Raw genomic sequence first — 20,362 nt, forward strand, 5'->3', positions numbered from 1 at the left:
ATTGGGCACGTACGGATCTGTGGGGGATATACCTAGTAATAGGTGTTTCTACCCGACAATTTAGGACTCGTCAGAGGATGGTGATCCTGGTAGACATGAGAGGTTAGTTACGAGAGGTCCTCGCCCACTGCTTATTGCTTTTCGCAACCTCCACAGGGGAGTTACTTGATTCGGTTAAAATATATGTAAATTTTCCACCAAAATATTATTGACGTAAGAAAAACCACATGGTATTTTATTTTTGGAAAAAATGAAAATTATTTTAAAGGCAAACCTGTTGAAAGGCAGGGTCGCAAAGCCAGAAGGGACTAAAGTCAGAAAGTTTGACCATGTCAGCCGGTTGCCACTGTTTCCATATCATCATAATATATGGAAAAGATGTTTGAACAGGAGAGATTCCGATACCTTTTATACTATATAGATGTGTGATTTTAAAGAATATAGTAGGGACACTGGCAGATTTTGGCAGATGTCCTTTTTGTATGCAAAAATGGGTAACAAAACTAGCAGGGACAGGTTTTCTGTATACAGATAAAAGCAGGATGAAGAAGGCATAAGACGGAGAGAGGACTTTTATAAAATGAAAAATTATGAAGACAAAATATATTCCTTAGGTGAGACTGTAACGGGGCAGACACAGGCCATGTCACAGGCCGTACAGAAAACACTGGAAAATAATGGCGGGGTAGGTATAATGACAGGATCTTATGACCAAAACCTGTCTATTTTGTCTGTGGATAATCTGCTGTTGCATAGTACAGGATATACATTCGATACTTTCATGGAACAGACAAAAGGCTCATTGAGAAACTTCTTTTATGACGAGGAAGATATACTGGATCGAGACCGTTTTTTGCAGCTTCACGGAACAGGGGAAGCACAGATCCTTGCAGCAGACGGTACAGTGAATAATGTACGGCTTTGTAAAGAGGATGCGACGGACGAGGCGGGCAGACAGATCTGGGTTATGTCCGTACAGGTCAACTGGGATCATGTAAATCTGGCACTGCTCAATGAGGCTATCTGTTCCGGCTTCTGGTATTTTGACTGTGACGAAAACAGTGAGATTGTGAATGCAAACTGGAGTCATGAATTTCGAAAAATGCTTGGCTATCATGACACCCTGGACTTTCCGAATAAACTGGAATCCTGGTCAGATCTTCTGCATCCACAGGATAAAGAAAGAGTAATGGTGCAGCTTCAGGCAGCAATTAAGGATAAGACGAACCAGATAAAATACCAGGTAGAGTATCGTATGAGAATGAAGGATAATCAATACCAGTGGTTTCGGGCATCGGCAGAAGTAATACGCCGTCTGGATGGTTCTGCCAGCAGGATTGCCGGGATTTTTATTAACATTGATGGGGAGAAAAAAGAAATCATGCAGGCACAAAAATCTGCTGCTTTCCACCGGGCTTTTACGAAAGCAGATTTGTGCGAGTATTATGTGAATCTGGAAGCGAATACTTTTGATACCTTTAAGGTTGAACCGTCCCTGATGACCGTCTTTGAACAGAGTCATACGTGGGATGAATTGATCCGGCATTTTGTGGATTCCTATGTTGTGGAGACAGATAAGAAGGCGGTATCCTCTTTTTACGACCGTGGTTATATTGCAGAAAGGCTGAAGGGGCTGGAAACCGAATTGGCTTTAGAGTGCCGTATCACTCTGAATGGAGAAGAACGATGGGTCCGCAATGTGGTCATACGTGGCGAAATAGAGGATTCAGAATATGCCATGATCTTTCTGCGTGATATCACAGAGACAAAGGTAGAGAGCGCACGGCATCTGCAGATGGCAGCAGATAATGCTTCCATGGAGTAGCTGATCCAGAGCATAGTGCGTCTGGTTGACCGCTTTGTTGTCTGTGATCTGGAAAATGACAGATATGAATTCTACAATCTGAATGGACAGATGATATATAAACCTCTGGGATTTTATCATGATTTTCAGATGCAGGTTCTTGAAAAATATAAGACACTGGAACCATTGGAAGCTATCGATATCCTGATAGCCCCGGATAATATTCGGAAAAAACTGAAAAGTGAAAATGATATTTATAAGTTTGAGTATTGCAGCCTGGATGAAAAGACTTATAAAATCGCTTCTTATATTCCCTTGGAATGGAAGAATGGAAAGCTGGAAAAGGTATTGCTGGCATCCATGGATGTGACACAGGAGAAGAAAGCAGAGATTGAATCCCGTCAGGCACTGAAAGAGGCTTACCGGTCCGCAGAAAATGCAAATCGTGCGAAAACAGAATTCCTTTCCAATATGTCCCATGATATCCGGACACCAATGAATGCGATTGTGGGTCTGACAGCAATCGCAGGAGCAAATGTTGAGAGCCAGGACAGAGTCATTGAATGCCTCGGCAAGATCACAGAATCAAGCCGCCATCTGCTGGGGCTGATCAATGAAGTATTGGATATGGCACGTATTGAAAGTGGAAAAATGACACTGGCACAGGAAGATTTCAATCTGTCAGAGCTGGTAGATAATCTTATTACACTTACGAAACCGGTGCTTGATGAACATAAACATAATTTTGATATACACATCAATCATATTGAACATGAGGCTGTCTGTGGTGACAGCTTGAGGATTCAGCAGGTATTTGTGAATCTGATGAGTAATGCGATCAAGTATACACCGGATGGCGGGAATATTATTTTTTCCATAGAGGAAAAGCCAAATGGATTTTCAGAACTTGGATGCTATGAATTTACGATTGAGGATAATGGAATCGGTATGTCACCGGAATTCCAGAAAATCATGTTTGAGCCGTTCAGCCGCGCGGATGACCACCGGACAACCAGAGTCCAGGGAACTGGTCTGGGAATGGCAATCAGCAGAAATATTGTGAACCTGATGAATGGCACTATTAAAGTGGACAGTACCTTGCACAAGGGAACTAAAATCACAGTAACAATTTATCTGGAGCTTCAGGAAAAAGAAAAAGAACAGGACAGAAATCTGATGAATCTGCCGGTCCTGGTTGTGGATGATGATAGGACATGCTGTGAAAGTACAGTTGCAACATTAAAGGAAATCGGTATTATGGGTGAATGGGTTCTCTCTGGCAGGGAAGCGGTTGAGCGCTGTTATGCACGGCATGAGTTGAAAGATGATTACTTTGCTGTTATTTTAGACTGGAAGATGCCGGAGATGGATGGTATAGAAACTGCCAGACAGATCCGGAAACGGATAGGAAAAGAGATCCCCATCATTGTACTGACATCCTATGAATTCAGCGAAATTGAAGAAGAAGCAAAGACTGCAGGTGTAGATGCTTTTATTGCAAAACCGCTGTTCCGTTCCCGGCTGACGGCAACACTGCGGCAGTTTACTTCAGGAAGAAAAGAAAAAACGGCAAGAAATTATCTGGAGAAGCTGTCAGAATCAGACTACACGGGAAAAAGAATTCTGCTGGTTGAGGATAATGAGTTGAACAGAGAAATTGCTGGTGAAATTTTGCAGATGACAGGTGCAAAAGTGGAAACGGCAGAAAATGGGAAAATTGCAGTTGAAAAAGTGGAAGCTTCTCCGGAAGGATTGTATGATCTTGTTTTTATGGATATCCAAATGCCTGTCATGAATGGTTATGAGGCAACTGCAGCAATCAGGAGCCTTCCGGGTGAAAAGGGAAAACTGCCTATTGTTGCCATGACTGCCAATGCTTTTGCAGAAGATGTACAGCTGGCCAAAAATACAGGCATGAATGGACATATCGCGAAACCGCTGGATATGAATAAGCTGAATGATGTTCTGGAAAGCTGGCTGTAACTGATTTTCATGTGATCACAAAGTATATTACTAGGAACAGAGTGAACAGTAACAGTAACTCAGGTGATGCTGCATAAATCCTCAAATACTCCTTGCAATAAAAAAATACAGCAATTATAATATAAATATAAAAGCTGGATGCGGAGGCTGACTTCTGAAAACAAAGAAAGGAAGTATAAAAATGGCGAAAATTTTAATCAGTCCGTCCAAATATTTACAGGGTGCGGGAGAAATGAAGAATCTTGGAACTTATGCTGCAAAGAGCGGAAAAAAAGCGTTGGTTCTGATCAGTAAAGGCGGATATAAAAGAATCGGTAAAACGATCGAAGAGAGCTTTGCTGAGAGTACCTGTGAGGTGGTTTTTGATTATTTTAACGGAGAATGCTGTAACAGTGAGATTGATCGTCTGGTAAAGATCGTAAAAGATGAGCAGTGTGATCTTACCATTGGTATTGGTGGAGGAAAGATCTTTGATACAGCGAAGGCAGTTGCATACTATGCGGGAACACCGGTATTTATCTGTCCGACGATCGCATCTACAGATGCCCCTTGCAGTGCTTTGTCTGTTATTTATACAGAAGAAGGAGTTTTTGAAAAATATCTGTTTCTTCCGGCGAATCCGAATCTTGTTCTGATGGATACAGATATCATCACCAAATCGCCGGTTCGTCTTACTGTGGCTGGTATGGGAGATGCACTGGCAACATATTTTGAGGCAAGGGCATGCAAGAGAAGCGGAGCAACTTCCTGTGCAGGAGGTAAGACAACAGAGGCTGCCATGGCACTGGCTGAACTTTGCTTTAATACCTTGATGGATGAGGGCGTAAAAGCTAAGATAGCTCTGGAAGCAGGCGTATGCACACCGGCAGTTGAGAAAGTGATTGAGGCTAATACACTTCTTTCTGGAATTGGTTTTGAAAGTGCAGGACTTGCAGGTGCACATGCGATCCATAACGGATTTACTGTACTGGAAGAATGCCATCATATGTATCATGGAGAAAAAGTTGCATTCGGAACCATCACACAGCTGGTACTGGAGAATATTCCCCAGGAAGATCTGGAAGAGATCATCTTATGGTGCATTGAAGTAGGACTTCCTGTTACTCTGGCAGAGCTTGGAGCTGGGAAGGTAACGGATGAGCAGCTTATGGAAGTTGCCACAACTGCATGTGCGGAGAATGATACACTTCACAACATGCCATTTGAAGTTACACCGGAAACTGTATTTGCAGCAATCAAAGCGGCAGATGCATATGGAAGATATTACCTGGATGAGGAATAAACAGATAAAAAGTAAATAGCTGATATAAAAATTGCAATCTGCAGAAACAAGAGTTATCAAGTATTGTTATCCTGCAGGTTGCTTTTTTTTATGTATGGCTGTAATATAACAGAAAGATCAGTAAATATTGGAACAGAAAACATACGGAGGAATATCTGTGGCAAAAAAACGAAAACCCAAAATGGAGCTTCGATATTATAAGATGCCGGAGGGGAGCCCCATCCTTGCATTGCTTGGACAGAAGTGGGTTCAGAATTATGGGAACGATATCGATTATCTCCATTTTCATAATTATCTGGAAATCGGATTCTGCTATGAAGGACAGGGATTTATGATACTTGGAGAGGATAAGGTACAGTTTCATGACCGGGATTTTACGGTGATCCCATTCAATTATCCACATACCACAAACAGTGATATTGGAACTATCAGCCGCTGGGAGTATCTTTTTATTGATGTAGAAGGATTCCTGGATAAATTTATTAATAATTCAGTAAAAAAAGAAAAAATCGTTCAGCGGATCAACTCCAGATCACTTTTTCTGAATGAAAAAGAAAACCGATCCATGGCAGGTAAGATCCTTAAGATCCTGGATATCATGCGGGATGGAGAGGAATTTTATCTGGAAGAAGCTAAGGGAGTTTTGGCATCGCTTCTTGTGGAAATCGCAAGGATAAACCGGGATTCAGGCGAAGAACGTTACAGCGAAGGCAGAGGAAAAGTCATGGATATGATATCCAGGTTCCAGGATTATATTTCTGATCATTACATGGAGGATCTTCGTATTGACGAACTGGCAGAATACTGTCATATCAGTGAAACTCATTTGCGCCGGATATTTACGACTTACATGAAGATGAGTCCGCTGGAATATATCAATACGATCCGTATCCAGGCGGCCTGTGATTATCTGAAAAAAACAGATCAGCCAATTGCAGATATAGCACATAAGTGTGGTTTTACCACCAATTCCACATTTAACCGGAATTTTCGTCAGGTTACGGGAATGACACCTCTGGAGTGGAGAAAACGTCCGGAGAACTATGAACAGCAGCTTCTTAAGTTTGACATCCATTCAGAGGAAGGCTGGTAAAACAACAAAACCAGATCTGTGGATCTGTCACGACAGAATAGAAATATCAGACTGTATGTGGATCAGGCGGATAGAAAGAGGTAAGAAATGTACGATTACAGGATTGTGGAGCAGGTCTCCAGAAAAAAGAAACATATGTCAGGAACTCTCAGAAAAGTAATGGTGATCTTTGCGGTGATTTTTGTACTGATGGGTATCACGATCTCTCAGGCATTTATGCTTCCGGGATTTCTTCTGGCGCTGCTATATTTTGTTTATGACATATTCAGCCAGAGAGACTATGAATATACCATGGAAAACGGACAACTGACCATAGATGTGATCTATGGAAAAAAATATCGTAAAACAGCTCACGTGCTGAATCTTGAGGAGATGGAAGTGACAGCACCTCACTATCATGAAAAAGTGGCAAAATATAAAAAGAATACCGGAACGGAGAAACTGAAAAAATACGATTATACCTCTTATGAAGATGATGTGCCTTACTATACCATGATCATTCAGGAAGATGGACGTAAAATAAAACTTCTTCTGGATCTGACAGAGGAAATGCTGCATACGATGAAAACACAGTTCCCTGAAAGGGTTTATTTTGCATAATATACAGAAATGTTTGTGAAATATATATAAAAAACAATATGAAATTTTATGAAATAGAAACAAAAGTCTTCTTTTTTGACGAAAAATGTTTGCATAATGTCGAAAAAGGAGGCTTTTTTTGAAATTTTGACGAACGTAAAAAGAGAAAATCCTCAAAGTGCATATTTTTTGTAAAAATATAGCTGGATAATAGTGCACAATCAATAAAATGGTTGAAATTGCACATTATATGAACAATTCTGCAAACTATAGAGGAAATACGGATGCTATAATCTATTCATAAGCAAACGGGAAATGCTTAATAAAGGAGGAAAAGTAAATGAAGAAAAAATTACTCGCAGTATTAATGACAGGTATCATGGCAATGTCTTTTGCTGCAACTACTACAGCAGTATATGCAAAAGGTGATGACGATAACACCCTGACTGTATGGGCATGGGATCAGAACTTCAACATCAAGGCTATGAATATTGCAGGTGAGCAGTATGCAAAGGATCACGAAGGATTCAAGGTTGATGTAGTTGAGACATCTTCTGATGACTGCCAGACCAAACTTACAACAGCAGCAAACGCCGGAGATTACAGCACACTTCCGGACATCGTTCTGATGCAGGACAACAGCTATCAGAAATATCTGAAGAGTTATCCGGATGCTTTTACAGATCTGAAGGATATGGATATCAACTGGGATGATTTCGGAAAACTGAAACAGTCCTACTCCATGGTAGATGACACACATTACGGAGTTCCGTTTGATAACGGTGCAACAATTGCCTGCTATCGTACAGATATCCTGGAAGAAGCAGGATATACCATTGATGATCTTACAGATATCACATGGAGCAAATTCATGGAGATCGGAAAAGACGTTCACGAAAAAACAGGTAAATATCTCCTTACAAGTGAAGCAACAGGTGGCGATACTCTGATGATGATGATCCAGTCCTGTGGAGCAAACTTCGTAAATGATGACGGAGAGGCTTATATCGTTGGCAACGATGTAGCAGAGAAATGCGTAGATCTTTATGTGGATCTTGTAAAGAACAATGTTGTTAAATTAGTAAATAACTGGGATGAGTACATCTCCACAATCACAGGCGGAGAGGCTGCCGGTATCGTTAACGGTAACTGGATCACAGCTACACTGATGGGAACAGAGGATCAGAAGGGTCTGTGGCAGATCACAACAATGCCGAAGGTTGACGGCGTTGATACAGCTACAAACTATGCAAACAATGGCGGATCTTCCTGGTACATTACATCCAACTGCAAGAATGTAGAGCTTGCTGAGGACTTCCTTGCAAGCACATTTGGTTCCAGCACAGACTTCTATGATGCAATCCTTCCGGAAACAGGTGCAATTTCCTGCTACCTGCCGGCTGGTGAGTCTGAGGTTTACAATGAGCCAAGCGAGTTCTTCAATAACCAGCCGATCTTCTCAACAATTGTAGAGTACTCTTCACACATTCCGGAATTTACAAAAACTCCGTACCACTATGAGGCAAGAGAGTGCATCAACACAGCTGTTGTTAATATCGTAAATGGCACAGACAAAGAATCTGCACTTCAGGAAGCACAGGATACACTGGCATTCAAGATGACAGAGTAAAGCTGAAATATTAAAGAAATACAAAGCAGGGGACTGCATGCAGTCCCTTGTCTTATGTAAAGGTTTAGATGTTTGAAAGGAGGAGTTCCTGTGAATTCCAAAAAAAGTGGCATGTCTCTGGTAGCGAAACAGAGAGCGGCAGGCTGGATCTTTCTGGCACCGGCAACGATCATGATCGCTGTCATGAGTTTTTATCCGATGATCCGTGCATTTATCATTTCTTTACAGACAGGTGCCGGAGCAAACATGAGGTTTGCGGATCCGATCTTCAGTAACTATAAACGTATCATGATGGATAAGGTATTCCAGCAGTCCATCGTCAATACTTTCCTGTATCTTATTATTCAGGTACCGATCATGCTGGTCCTTGCGATCCTGCTTGCACAGCTTCTGAATAACAAGGATCTGAAATTTAAAGGCTTTTTCCGTACATGTGTATTTCTTCCATGTGCAACATCTCTTGTATCTTATTCTCTGATCTTCCGTTCTATGTTTGCAACAGACGGTCTGATCAACAGCATCCTGATCAAACTTGGAATTTTAACAACTGGCTATAACTTCCTGGGTAACTCCACAAGTGCAAAGATCGTGATCATCATCGCACTGATCTGGAGATGGACAGGATATAACATGGTGTTCTATCTGGCAGGTCTTCAGAATATTGAATATTCTGTATACGAGGCAGCAAAGATCGATGGTGCCAATGGCTGGAAGACCTTCTGGAAAATTACCGTACCACTTCTGAAACCGACAATTATCATGACATTTATTATGTCGATCAATGGTACACTGCAGTTGTTTGATGAGTCTGTCAACCTGACAAAAGGTGGCCCGGCGAACTCAACCATCACAATGTCCCATTATGTTTATAATACATGTTTCATCAACGTGCCAAACTTCGGATATGCGGCAGCAATGTCATTTATCATATTTATCATGGTAGCGATCCTGGCCTTTATCAATTTGAAAGTAGGTGATACACGTGACTGAGAAAAAGAATAAATCCGCAATTCAGAGAAGATTGATCCCTACATATATTTTTCTGATCATCGTATCATTTATCTCTGTATTTCCACTGTACTGGATGATCTCTGCGGCAACCAATACATCCACAGATGTATCCAGAGGCCGTATCCTTCCGGGTACATATTTTATGCAGAACTTTAAAAACCTGACTGCACAGCAGCCGCTGTGGAGAGCTCTTGGAAACTCTCTGTTTTATGCAGTTCTTACTACAGTGATCTGCCTTCTGATCTGTTCTATCGCAGGTTATGGCTTTGAGGTATATCATGACAGATGGAAAGACAGACTGTTTTCCATCCTGCTTCTTGCAATGATGGTTCCGCAGGTTGCAACGATGGTTCCTTTATTTAAGATGTTTTCAAAAGCCGGACTCTTAAATACAGCGGTAGGTTTTATCCTTCCGATCATTTCCACACCATTTATGATCATGATGTTCCGTCAGAATGCCAGAGCATTTCCTATCGATATCATTGAGGCAGCACGGATTGACGGATTAAGTGAGGTAAGGATCTTTTTCCAGATGTTTATCCCGACTATGAAATCTACTTATGCGGCGGCAGCAGTTATCACATTTATGAATGCATGGAATTCCTATCTGTGGCCGAAGGTAATCATGACAGATAATAAGGCGATGACCATGCCGATGTTGATCGCCAATCTGATCACAGGATATGTAACGGATTACGGCATGCTGATGTGCGGCGTATTATTCTGTTCCATTCCGACTATGATCGTATTCTTCGTATTACAGAAACAGTTCGCAGAGGGTATTACTGGAGCTGTAAAATAATTTTAAAACAAAAAGGATGCTGCTGAAATCTTTAGGTATATTGTATAATATGCTTTAACTGAATTATGCAGTATCCTTTTCTTGACCAGAGCAGGTGTCTGGTATAAAGCTTCGTAGCGAAGCGGGTGCTTTTGTCCGCTTGATGCGAATCAAATCATAAGGAGATAAAAAAATGGCAGAGCAGATCAGATATGACCATTATCTGCACGGCGGCGATTACAACCCTGAGCAGTGGCTGGACAGACCGGATATTCTGAAAAAAGATATCGAATATTTCAAAAAAGCCCATATCAATACCGTTTCCATGGGAATGTTTTCCTGGGCGGTGCTGGAACCGGAAGAGGGGAAATATAACTTTGACTGGCTGGAAGAGGTGATCGATAATCTGTATAAAGAAGGGATTTATACGATCCTGTCCACACCTTCCGGAGCAAGACCGAAATGGATGGCAGATAAATATGAAGAAGTTCTTCGCATGGATCCGGATCGCACAAGAAGATTTTTCGGTGGAAGACATAATCACTGTTATACTTCTCCAGTATACAGGGAAAAAGTCTACAATATTAATAAGAAGCTTTCTGAACGTTTCGGAAAACATCCCGCAGTGCTTTTGTGGCATATTTCCAATGAATATGGCGGAGAATGCCACTGTCCTCTGTGCCGGGAAAAATTCCGGGAATGGCTGAAAGAAAAATACGGGACCATCGAAAATTTAAATTCCAGCTGGTGCACAACGTTCTGGAGCCATACCTATAACAGCTTTGATCAGATCGAAAGTCCTTCGCCAAAGGGGGAAAATGCTCTTCATGCACTTACCTTGGACTGGAAACGTTTTGTTACAGACAGGACTGTGGATTTTATGAAGCATGAGATTTCTGCGATCCGTGCAGGTGGTTCCGAGCTTCCGGCAACCGCCAATCTGATGTATGACTACAACGGACTGGACTATAAAAAATTTAAGGATGTTATGGATATTGCATCCTGGGATAATTATCCAAGCTGGCATAAAAAAGACAATTATACCACAGCGTTGGACGGAGCCATGCAGCATGATCTTATGCGAAGCATCAAGAAAGCACCGTTTCTTCTGATGGAATCCTGTCCCTCTGCGACCAACTGGAAGCCTATCAACAAGCTGAAAAAACCAGGAATACATCTGGCTGCCTCTCTGCAGGCAGTTGCTCATGGTTCAGACAGTGTTCTGTATTTCCAGCTTCGTCAGAGCCAGGGAGCCTCTGAGAAATTCCATGGTGCGGTGATCGATCACTACGGTGGGGATGATACTCGTATTTTCCGCGAAGTGACAGAGGTAGGAGAAGCGTTGGAGCAGATCCGGGAAACTGCTGGAAGCGTGACGAAGTCTCCGGTGGCTGTTCTCTATGACCGGGAAAATGACTGGGCGCTGAAGGATGCGCAGGGACCTCGAAACGAGGATATGCATTATCAGGAAACTGTACTGAAACAGTATCGTGCTCTCCGAAGAAAAGGCTATAATACAGATATCATCAATATGGAACATGAGCTGTCCCGGTACCGTTTGGTAACGGCACCGATGGCCGACATGTTTTATCATGGATATGCCGAAAAGCTTCGCACTTTTGCAAAAAACGGTGGTACTTTGGTAATTTCCTACTGGTCCGGACTTGTAGATGAAACAGATAAATGCTATCTGGAGGGAACCCCTCACGGACTGATGGAAGCAGCTGGTATCCGTACGGAAGAAATCGATGCACTTTATGACTGGGAAGAAAACGTAGGTATCCCGGAAACAGGAAATCATCTCAGAATTACAGAAAGCTATACCTGCAAAAATCTCTGTGAGCTTGCAAAGGTTTCCGATGCGGAAGTACTGCTGCGTTATGGAAGGGATTTCTATCAGGGGTATCCGGTACTGACTCACAAGAAATACGGAAAGGGCCATGTTTATTATGTGGCGGCAGATATGGAAGCAGCCTTTTATGAGGATTTTCTGGGAAGGGCAGCAGAGGAAGCAGGCGTGAAGATGCCGCTTACATTTATACCGGAAGGTATTTCTGTGACAACCAGAGAAAATGAGGATACGGAATATCTGTTTATCCAGAATTTCGGAGAAAAGACAGAAACGGTTTCTGTCCCGGGGGATTACGAAGTTCTCTACGGATCAACGGATGAAAATATGGCTCCGCTTGCCACCAGGATCTTAAAGCGGAAAAAATAATCATAGTAAAAAAATCACAGCAAAAAGTATAAAGCATATTTGGTTTCGGACGGTATGCTTTTTACTGCTGTCTGGGAAAGAGAAGGTAAAATGGCAGGTACACCAAAAGAAAAGATAAAAAGAATAGCGGATCAGTTTGCATTTACCGGAGAACTGGTTTCCTGCGGCCCCTGCGGAAGCGGGCATATCAACGAAACCTATATGCTTAGATATCGGATCGGAGAGATGGGGTCCATTAAGGTGATCCTTCAGAAGATCAATCGGGAGATCTTTCAGAAACCGGAAGAACTGATGGAGAACATTGCCGGAGTCACCAGGCATCTGAAAAAGAAAGTTCTTCAGAAGGGAGGAGATCCGGAACGGGAGGTTCTGAACCTGATTCCGACAAAGGACGGGAAGGCATTCCTGACAGATGAAAACGGAGAATGCTGGAGAGCTTATATTTTTATTACCGACGCAGTAAGCTATGATCTGGCGGAAAAACCGGAGGATTTTTATGAAAGTGCAGTTGCATTTGGAAAATTCCAGGAAATGCTGGCGGATTACCCGGCAGAGACTCTGCATGAAACGATAAAGGATTTCCATGATACAAAGAAACGTTTTCAGACTTTGAAAAATGCCATAGAGAAGGACAGCTGCCATCGTGCCGCATCCGTAAAAGAAGAGATCGCATTTGCGTTTCAGCATGAGTATCTGGCAAATGTATTCGGTGAGCTTCTGGCAAAAGGTGAGGTGCCCCTTCGGGTAACACACAACGATACGAAGCTGAATAACGTTATGATCGACCTGGAAACAGGAAGGGGAATCTGTGTAGTGGACCTGGACACGGTTATGCCGGGACTTGCCATGAATGATTTTGGAGATTCCATTCGTTTCGGGGCCAGCACTGCATTGGAGGATGAGAAAGATTTAAGCAAAGTTTCCTGTGATATGGAGCTCTATGAAATCTATGTAAAAGGCTTTCTGGAAAGCTGTGGAGATAAGCTCAGTGCAAAAGAGATCGAGATGCTTCCCATGGGAGCTAAGGTGATGACTTATGAATGCGGCATTCGCTTTCTTACCGATTATCTGGAAGGAGATCATTATTTTAAGATCGACCGGGAAGAACACAATCTAGACCGCTGCCGCACACAGTTTAAGCTGGTGGCTGATATGGAACAGAAATGGGATACTATGCAGACGATCGTGAAAAAATATCAGAAATAAAAAAAACAGGGGTTTTTACAATGGAGGTAAAGCGATGAGCGAAACAAAAGGAAGAGTGACTATTCCGACAGATCTGGATGTGATTCCGGAGACACTGAAAATGCTGGACGAGTGGGGTGCAGATGCCATCCGTGACTGTGACGGAACGGAATTTCCGGCAGAGTTGAAGAAAACCGGCGCAAAGATTTATGCAACTTATTATACCACCAGAAAGGATAATGCCTGGGCAAAGGCCCATCCGGAAGAAATCCAGCAGATGTATATCATGACATCCTTTCACACGGCAGTGTCGGATACTCTGGAAATCCATCTGATGGATCATCTGTATCCGGATATGCTGGCTGTGAATACAAGAGATGATATCAGAAGATGGTGGGAAGTCATTGACCGGACTACAGGGGAAGCTGTCAGTACAGAGGAATGGTCATACGATGAAAAAAACGGAAATGTTGTGATCAGGCCGGCGAAAGAGTTTCATGAGTATACGGTAAGTTTTCTTGCATATATCATGTGGGATCCGGTACATATGTACAATGCAGTTGTCAATGACTGGAAGGATGTAGAGCCTCAGATCACTTTTGATGTGCGTCAGCCCGCAACACGTGCACATTCCATGGATCGCCTCCGCAGATTTCTGGATTCCCATGATTATGTGAATGTAGTACGATTTACTACCTTTTTTCACCAGTTCACACTGATCTTTGATGAGATGGCACGGGAAAAATATGTAGACTGGTTCGGGTATTCCGCTTCGGTGAGCCCCTATATCCTGGAACAGTTTGAGCAGGAAGTGGGATATAAGTTCCGTCCGGAGTTTATCATTGATCAGGGATATATGAACAACACTTATCGGATCCCATCAAAAGAGTTTAAAGATTTCCAGGCCTTCCAGAGACGGGAAGTGGCGAAGCTTGCAAAGGAAATGGTAGACATTGTCCATGAATACGGAAAAGAGGCCATGATGTTCATGGGCGATCACTGGATCGGTATGGAGCCCTTTATGGATGAGTTTGCTTCCATCGGGCTGGATGCGGTAGTGGGAAGCGTCGGAAACGGAGCGACCCTACGTTTGTTCAGTGATATTAAACATGTAAAATATACAGAGGGAAGATTTCTGCCGTACTTTTTCCCGGACACCTTCCATGAGGGCGGGGATCCTGTAAAAGAGGCAAAAGTAAACTGGGTGACTGCAAGAAGAGCTATCCTTCGAAGTCCGATCCAGAGAATTGGATACGGCGGTTATCTGAAACTGGCTCTGGAATTTCCGGATTTTGTACAGTATATCAAGGAAGTCTGCCAGGAATTCCGTGTGCTCTACGACAATATCCAGGGAACCACACCGTACTGCGTAAAACGTGTGGCTGTTTTAAACTGCTGGGGAAAAATGCGCTCCTGGGGCAACCATATGGTACATCATGCCATCTATTACAAGCAGAACTATTCCTATTTCGGAATTATCGAGGCATTAAGTGGTGCGCCTTTTGATGTTTCCTTTATCAGCTTTGACGATATCCGTGAGGATAAAGATCTACTGAATGATTTTGATGTGATCATCAATGTAGGTGATGCGGACACTGCACAGTCCGGTGGTGAGAACTGGGCAGATCCGGAAATCCTTACAGCAGTGCGGAAATTTGTCTATAATGGCGGCGGATTTATTGGCGTCGGTGAACCGGCAGCTCATCAGTGGCAGGGAAAATTCTTCCAGCTGGATGACATCCTTGGTGTAGAGGAAGAAAGAGGATTTAATCTTAATACCGATAAATACAACTGGGAAGAGCATAAAGATCATTTTATCCTGAAGGATACAGACGGAACCGTAGATTTCGGTGAGGGGAAAAAGAATATCTTCGCACTTCCAGATACGAAGATCCTTATCCAGAAAGATCAGGAAGTCCAGATGGCAGTAAAAACCTTCGGAAAAGGCAGAGGTGTTTACATCAGCGGACTTCCGTACAGCTTCTGCAACAGCCGTATCCTTTATCGTGCTGTGCTCTGGTCAGCAGCGGCAGAAAATGAGCTTTTCTGCTGGTTTTCTTCCAATTATAATGTGGAAGTACATGCTTATGTGAAAAATAAAAAGTATTGTGTGGTAAACAACACCTATGAGCCACAGGACACTACGGTTTACACAGGGGATGGAAAGAGCTTTGACCTTCATCTGGAAGCTAATGAGATCCGCTGGTATCAGATCTGAGAAAGCAGGATACAGGTTTACTGATAAAGAAAAGCTGTGAAATTGTCTGAGGGCGTTGACAGAGAAAAAAACTTATAATATAATAAATCCATTCTAAAAGTAGGAAAACAAAGCTGTTGTAATAGAGAAAATCTATTATAACAGCTTTTTGTTATTGTTGACAAACAATTTTGCTTACAAAGAGGAGGCCTTTATGAACAAAAAGATTAAGACAGTGTTTTCATATCTGATGATCATTGTGGGAGCGATCCTGGCCAGTTTTTCTGTTGCCTGTATTTTGCTTCCCAATGATGCCATCGATTACGGAACTGCCGGAATCGCCATTATCATAAGCAAGCTGACAGGGTATAATCTGTCGTTATGTGTGCTGCTTGTGTTTCTGCCGTTTCTCATAGCTGGGGTCATTCTTATCGGTAAGTATTTCTTTGCAAAAACGTTCGTGGGCTTTGTTGTCTACACAATAGGTCTTTCCTACTTTGAAAAAATCCCTTTTGAGCTGAATACAGAGCATTTTATTGCAGTAGCCTTTGGAGGTGCGATCCTTGGTGTGGGACTGTCTCTGATCCTTCGAAACGGTGGCTGTATTGACGGTTCTGAGATCTTTGCCAATATCATTGTAAAAAAGATTTACAATCATTCCGGAAAGGACTACAGTATTTCCTACATATTGATCGCATTTAATGCCTGTGTATATGGAGCTGTGTTTGTACTTCTTGACAGAGATTCCGCACTTTTAAGTCTTCTGGTATACATTGTGGCGACTTCCATCATCGATCATTTCACAGATCATTTTGAGGCACTGAAACAGGTGACGATCATCACAAAGGATCCTGATGCGATCATCTGTGATATTAAGGAGGAACTGAATAAAACCTGTACCATCATCAACTCTTCCGGCGTGATCGCAGGAGAGAACAAGACTCTGATCTGCTATGTAAATTATTTTGAACTGCAGAAAGTAAAAGAGATCATTTCAAGGAATAAAGGATCTTTCAGTACCGTTTCCACCATTGACGAGATCCTGCGGTAAGGCATGTCTGTAAATGAGAATGCAGATATTTCTTTTGCAGAAAAAGAGTGCTTTTTCTTCGAAAAATAAAAGCAGAAAAAGCAGTATTGTGATAAAATAGAAGAAAAATATTTCAAAGACAAACTAAAATGATCAGAAGAAAAGAGGTAGATAGATTATGATAAAAGCAGAAAAAAAGACACTGAAGCTTTCGGTAGAGAAGCCTCAGTATATTACAGTAAATGATATTACTTACGCACAGGTGGATTCCTGGTTCGGACATTGCAGGCGGGATCTGAAACTGGATATAATCTACCCGGAAACAAAAGATGGAAAAATCTATCCCTGCATCCTCTGGATCTGTGGAGGCGCATGGCTGATGATGGATAAATCCGCACATAATCTTTATCTGAGCAGACTGGCATCCAGTGGCTTTGTAGTGGCAAGTGTGGAGTATCGTACTTCCAATCAGGGCCCGTATCCCATGCCGCTGCAGGATGTAAAGGCAGCTATCCGTTACCTGAAAGCCCATGCAGACCGGTTCCGCATCAACAAAGAGCAGATAGGAGTTATGGGAGAGTCTGCCGGAGGATATCTTACCTGTATGGCTGCGCTGGACAATGATCCGGCTCTGGATGTGGGAGAGTATCTGGAAGAATCCAGTAAGGTACAGGCTGCCTGCCCATGGTATCCGCCTACGGATCTTTCCGCATTTCCATGTGAATCTGCAGAAAAATGTGCTTCTTCCGCAGAATCCCTTCTGCTTGGATTTAATTCCATGTTAAATAAAGAAAAGGCATACCAGAGCAGTCCGGTTTCCAAGGTTACGAAGGATGCACCGCCATTTCTGATCATCCATGGCAACTGCGATCAGGTCGTTCCTTATGTTCAGTCGGAAACTTTATACGGACTTCTGGAGAAAAAAGACTGTGATGTCACTTTGCTGACACTGGATGGTGCAGACCATGCAGATATCCAGTTTTTCCAGGATGAGGTGTGGAACCGGATTGCAGAGTTTTTCCATGAAAAACTGAAATAAATAAAAGACAGGAGCACAGATCATCCAGCAGTTGTTGTAAATATGTGATCCTGAAAAGACCAAAATAGAAAAGAGAAACACAAATGATAACATTAAACGATTATCTGTATTCCGGAGATACTCTTCTCCGGATACTGAAGAAATACATTCGGGATCTTAGGACAGAGGCGAAGAAAAAACATAATGAGATCGATCTGGTACACTGTAATTTTTTGATCCAGATCCAGGAGCTTCTGGAGCATAATGATTTCCTCACTGCCCAGTCTCAGAAGATCCGGGAATTTTATAAATATATGGCAGGGGAATATCCGTTTCTGGCGTTTACCTTCAAGGGAAGAATCAAATCCCTGATCCGTGCGGAGGAAAAATTTAACGGATATGTAGTAGAATTTATTTATGACTACTATAAAGAATATGGGGAATATCCTTCTGTATCCCAGATCAAGGAACGGTTAAGCTGTTTCCGCGATTTTATTGCCTACAGGATCGTTATCGCCATGCCCAGATGTCATCTGAAAAATGGTGAGAATGTCAGAGAAGAAGAGCTTCGTTATCTTTATGAGATCGCCAATATACTTCCGGGATTTCTGGAAGAAAGAGGATTTACCGCAGAGCCGGCCAGAGGAGTGCAGGAAAGTACATCGCCACTGCTCAGCAGAGAAGCAAAGCCTTACTATAGGGATTACATCTGTAATAACAGTGAGGATGATTATCAGTCTCTGCATATCACGTTTTATGATAACAGTTCCCGAAGCTATATGGAAGTACAGCTGCGGACCAAAGAAATGGATGATGTTGCGGAGATTGGTTCCGCCAACCATTTAAGCTATGAGAAAAAACAGGAAAGTGAACGCAGGAGAAGGGACGCGGTTCCCCAGGGGGAATGTATCTATTTTGACGAGGCCTATGAGCGGGGTATGCGGCTTCTTGGACTGGATCTTGCTGCGCTGGACGTTAATATGTTTGGTGCGGTAAACAACAGCCTGATCAATGATGGCTGCGGACTGTTCCGCGGAAGGATGATCCTTCCTTATGAGCATCTTTCCCGTTTTCAGAATGATATCGTTGACTGAGGGAGGATGACATGAAAGACTTGACAAAAGGGAAGCCTTCCACATTGATCCTGTCCTTTGCGCTTCCTGTATTTCTGGGAAATCTCTTGCAGCTGACGTACAGCCTGGCAGATACCCGGATCGTGGGAAGCTTTCTTAAAGAAGATGCGCTGGCGGCAGTAGGGGCCACCAGTCCTTTAAGCGGTCTGATCATCGGTTTTCTGATGGGCCTTGCAAATGGATTTGCCATTGTCACCGCACAGAAATTCGGTGCCGGAAACCGGGAAGAAGTACGAAAATCTTTTGCGCTGTCTCTTGTAATGGGCAGCGTGATTTCTCTGATCCTGACTGTTTTGGGACTTTTGTTTCTGCATCCGATCCTGAGGTTCCTGAATGTTCCGGATCATTTGACGGGAACTGCCAGGCAGTATATCTTTATTATTATCGCAGGTATGCTGGCAACGTTTCTTTATGATACCTGCGCGGCATCTCTGCGCGCACTTGGGGATACGGTGACGCCTCTTGTGATCCTGGCAGTGTCTGTAACTTTAAATATCGCAGGAGATCTGTTTTTTATTCTGGTAGTAAAAGCAGGAGTTCAGGGAGCTGCCGTTGCCACGGTACTTTCACAGACGCTGGCATTTCTTATATGCTGGTTTTACATGATCCGCAGGTATGAGATCCTACGGCTGAAAAAAGAGGATTTTTTCGGTCTCGAAAGAAATATGATGAAAAATATGCTGAGTGCCGGACTTTCTATGGGACTTGTAAGCTCTCTTGTAAATCTTGGTACACTGGCACTTCAGACCTCCATCAATCGGCTGGGAAGAGATATCATTGTGGCACATACAGCAGCTCGTAAGATCACAGAGATGTTTATGATCATGTTTGGCGTGTTCGGCCAGACCATGGCGATCTTCTGTGGCCAGAACGCAGGTGCAGGGAGAATGGACCGGGTACGCTATGGAATTGGTCTTGCAGTTCTGTATACCTGTATCTGGTCCGTGATGACTGTGATCTTCAGTTTTACCATTGGAAAACAGCTGATCTATCTGGTCACAGGAAGCCATAATGAAACGGTGATCCGCAATGCCGCCAATTATCTTAAATTTGATACGATCTTTTATTTCGTAACGGCTGTGATCAGTGTCCTCAGAAATGCTATGCAGGGCCTTGGAGAAACGGTGATCCCTCTGGTTTCCAGTGCGCTGGAGATGATCGGAAAAGTAGTGATCGCGGTGACTCTGGTGCCACTTCTCGGATATACCGGCGTGATCGTAGCAGAACCGATAGTCTGGGTCATTATGGTGATCCCGCTGATCGTGAAGATACTTAAGATGCCGGAATTAAAGAAAACAGTCTGAGAGATTCGAAGATCCGATGAGAAAGATTCGCGTGAAAAATAAAAAGCACATTGTATGGAATGAGCCGCCACCGGAAAGTATGACTTTTGGGGTGGTTCAACCATAGCAATGTGC

General features: G+C 42.9%; 15 protein-coding genes and 1 riboswitch. All 15 genes read left to right on the forward strand.

The genetic code is table 11. The features are described 5' to 3' along the window. Positions 1-257: 257 nt before the first annotated feature. Positions 258-348, forward strand: a riboswitch (cyclic di-GMP riboswitch). A 232-nt stretch (positions 349-580) separates the two neighbouring features. The 15 genes from DWW77_RS18560 (at position 581) to DWW77_RS13590 (ending at position 20,248) form a co-directional block, all read left to right on the forward strand. After that, positions 581-1,825 (forward strand): PAS domain-containing protein, encoded by a 1,245-nt coding sequence (locus DWW77_RS18560; RefSeq protein WP_353616938.1) that lies wholly within the window; start codon positions 581-583, stop codon positions 1,823-1,825. Positions 1,826-1,840: 15 nt separating this feature from the next. Next, positions 1,841-3,787 carry a hybrid sensor histidine kinase/response regulator gene (locus tag DWW77_RS18565; RefSeq protein WP_353616940.1) on the forward strand — a complete coding sequence of 649 codons (1,947 nt, stop codon included), beginning with the start codon at positions 1,841-1,843 and terminating at the stop codon, positions 3,785-3,787. Positions 3,788-3,968: 181 nt separating this feature from the next. Next, positions 3,969-5,069, forward strand: a complete 1,101-nt coding sequence (locus tag DWW77_RS13530; RefSeq protein WP_044961632.1) for a glycerol dehydrogenase — start codon at positions 3,969-3,971, stop codon at positions 5,067-5,069. A gap of 157 nt (positions 5,070-5,226) precedes the next feature. After that, positions 5,227-6,162, forward strand: coding sequence for a helix-turn-helix domain-containing protein (locus tag DWW77_RS18355; RefSeq protein WP_270483508.1), 936 nt, complete (start codon positions 5,227-5,229; stop codon positions 6,160-6,162). 87 nt (positions 6,163-6,249) lie between these two features. Beyond that, the gene (locus DWW77_RS13540) at positions 6,250-6,762 is read left to right on the forward strand and encodes a DUF6106 family protein (RefSeq protein ID WP_118608894.1); all 513 of its coding nucleotides are present in this window, start codon (positions 6,250-6,252) and stop codon (positions 6,760-6,762) included. Positions 6,763-7,081: 319 nt separating this feature from the next. Then, the gene (locus tag DWW77_RS13545; RefSeq protein ID WP_118608895.1) at positions 7,082-8,371 is read left to right on the forward strand and encodes an ABC transporter substrate-binding protein; all 1,290 of its coding nucleotides are present in this window, start codon (positions 7,082-7,084) and stop codon (positions 8,369-8,371) included. Between the two features lie 90 nt (positions 8,372-8,461). Further along, positions 8,462-9,361 carry a carbohydrate ABC transporter permease gene (locus tag DWW77_RS13550; protein WP_022426329.1) on the forward strand — a complete coding sequence of 300 codons (900 nt, stop codon included), beginning with the start codon at positions 8,462-8,464 and terminating at the stop codon, positions 9,359-9,361. Then, positions 9,354-10,184 carry a carbohydrate ABC transporter permease gene (locus DWW77_RS13555; RefSeq protein ID WP_173723223.1) on the forward strand — a complete coding sequence of 277 codons (831 nt, stop codon included), beginning with the start codon at positions 9,354-9,356 and terminating at the stop codon, positions 10,182-10,184. Before DWW77_RS13550 ends, DWW77_RS13555 begins: the two co-directional genes overlap by 8 nt. Before the next feature lie 172 nt (positions 10,185-10,356). After that, positions 10,357-12,381 (forward strand): beta-galactosidase, encoded by a 2,025-nt coding sequence (locus tag DWW77_RS13560; RefSeq protein WP_118608896.1) that lies wholly within the window; start codon positions 10,357-10,359, stop codon positions 12,379-12,381. 90 nt (positions 12,382-12,471) lie between these two features. Beyond that, positions 12,472-13,587 (forward strand): phosphotransferase enzyme family protein, encoded by a 1,116-nt coding sequence (locus tag DWW77_RS13565; protein ID WP_059085457.1) that lies wholly within the window; start codon positions 12,472-12,474, stop codon positions 13,585-13,587. Positions 13,588-13,621: 34 nt separating this feature from the next. Beyond that, positions 13,622-15,784, forward strand: a complete 2,163-nt coding sequence (gene gnpA / locus DWW77_RS13570; RefSeq protein WP_118608897.1) for a 1,3-beta-galactosyl-N-acetylhexosamine phosphorylase — start codon at positions 13,622-13,624, stop codon at positions 15,782-15,784. Between the two features lie 193 nt (positions 15,785-15,977). Further along, on the forward strand, positions 15,978-16,814 hold the full coding sequence (locus DWW77_RS13575; protein WP_118608898.1) for a YitT family protein: 837 nt from the start codon (positions 15,978-15,980) through the stop codon (positions 16,812-16,814). 157 nt (positions 16,815-16,971) lie between these two features. After that, positions 16,972-17,832: an alpha/beta hydrolase gene (locus DWW77_RS13580; protein ID WP_015524395.1), complete on the forward strand. Its 861-nt coding sequence runs from the start codon at positions 16,972-16,974 to the stop codon at positions 17,830-17,832. Positions 17,833-17,915: 83 nt separating this feature from the next. Beyond that, a complete protein-coding gene (locus DWW77_RS13585) occupies positions 17,916-18,905 on the forward strand; it encodes a RelA/SpoT-related domain-containing protein (protein WP_118608899.1) in 990 nt (329 codons plus the stop codon). An 11-nt stretch (positions 18,906-18,916) separates the two neighbouring features. Next, positions 18,917-20,248: an MATE family efflux transporter gene (locus tag DWW77_RS13590; protein ID WP_110103020.1), complete on the forward strand. Its 1,332-nt coding sequence runs from the start codon at positions 18,917-18,919 to the stop codon at positions 20,246-20,248. Positions 20,249-20,362 lie beyond the last annotated feature (114 nt).

The organism is Ruminococcus sp. AF17-12, assembly GCF_003479245.1.
In the GTDB taxonomy this organism is placed as follows: Bacteria; Bacillota; Clostridia; order Lachnospirales; family Lachnospiraceae; genus Blautia_A; species Blautia_A fusiformis.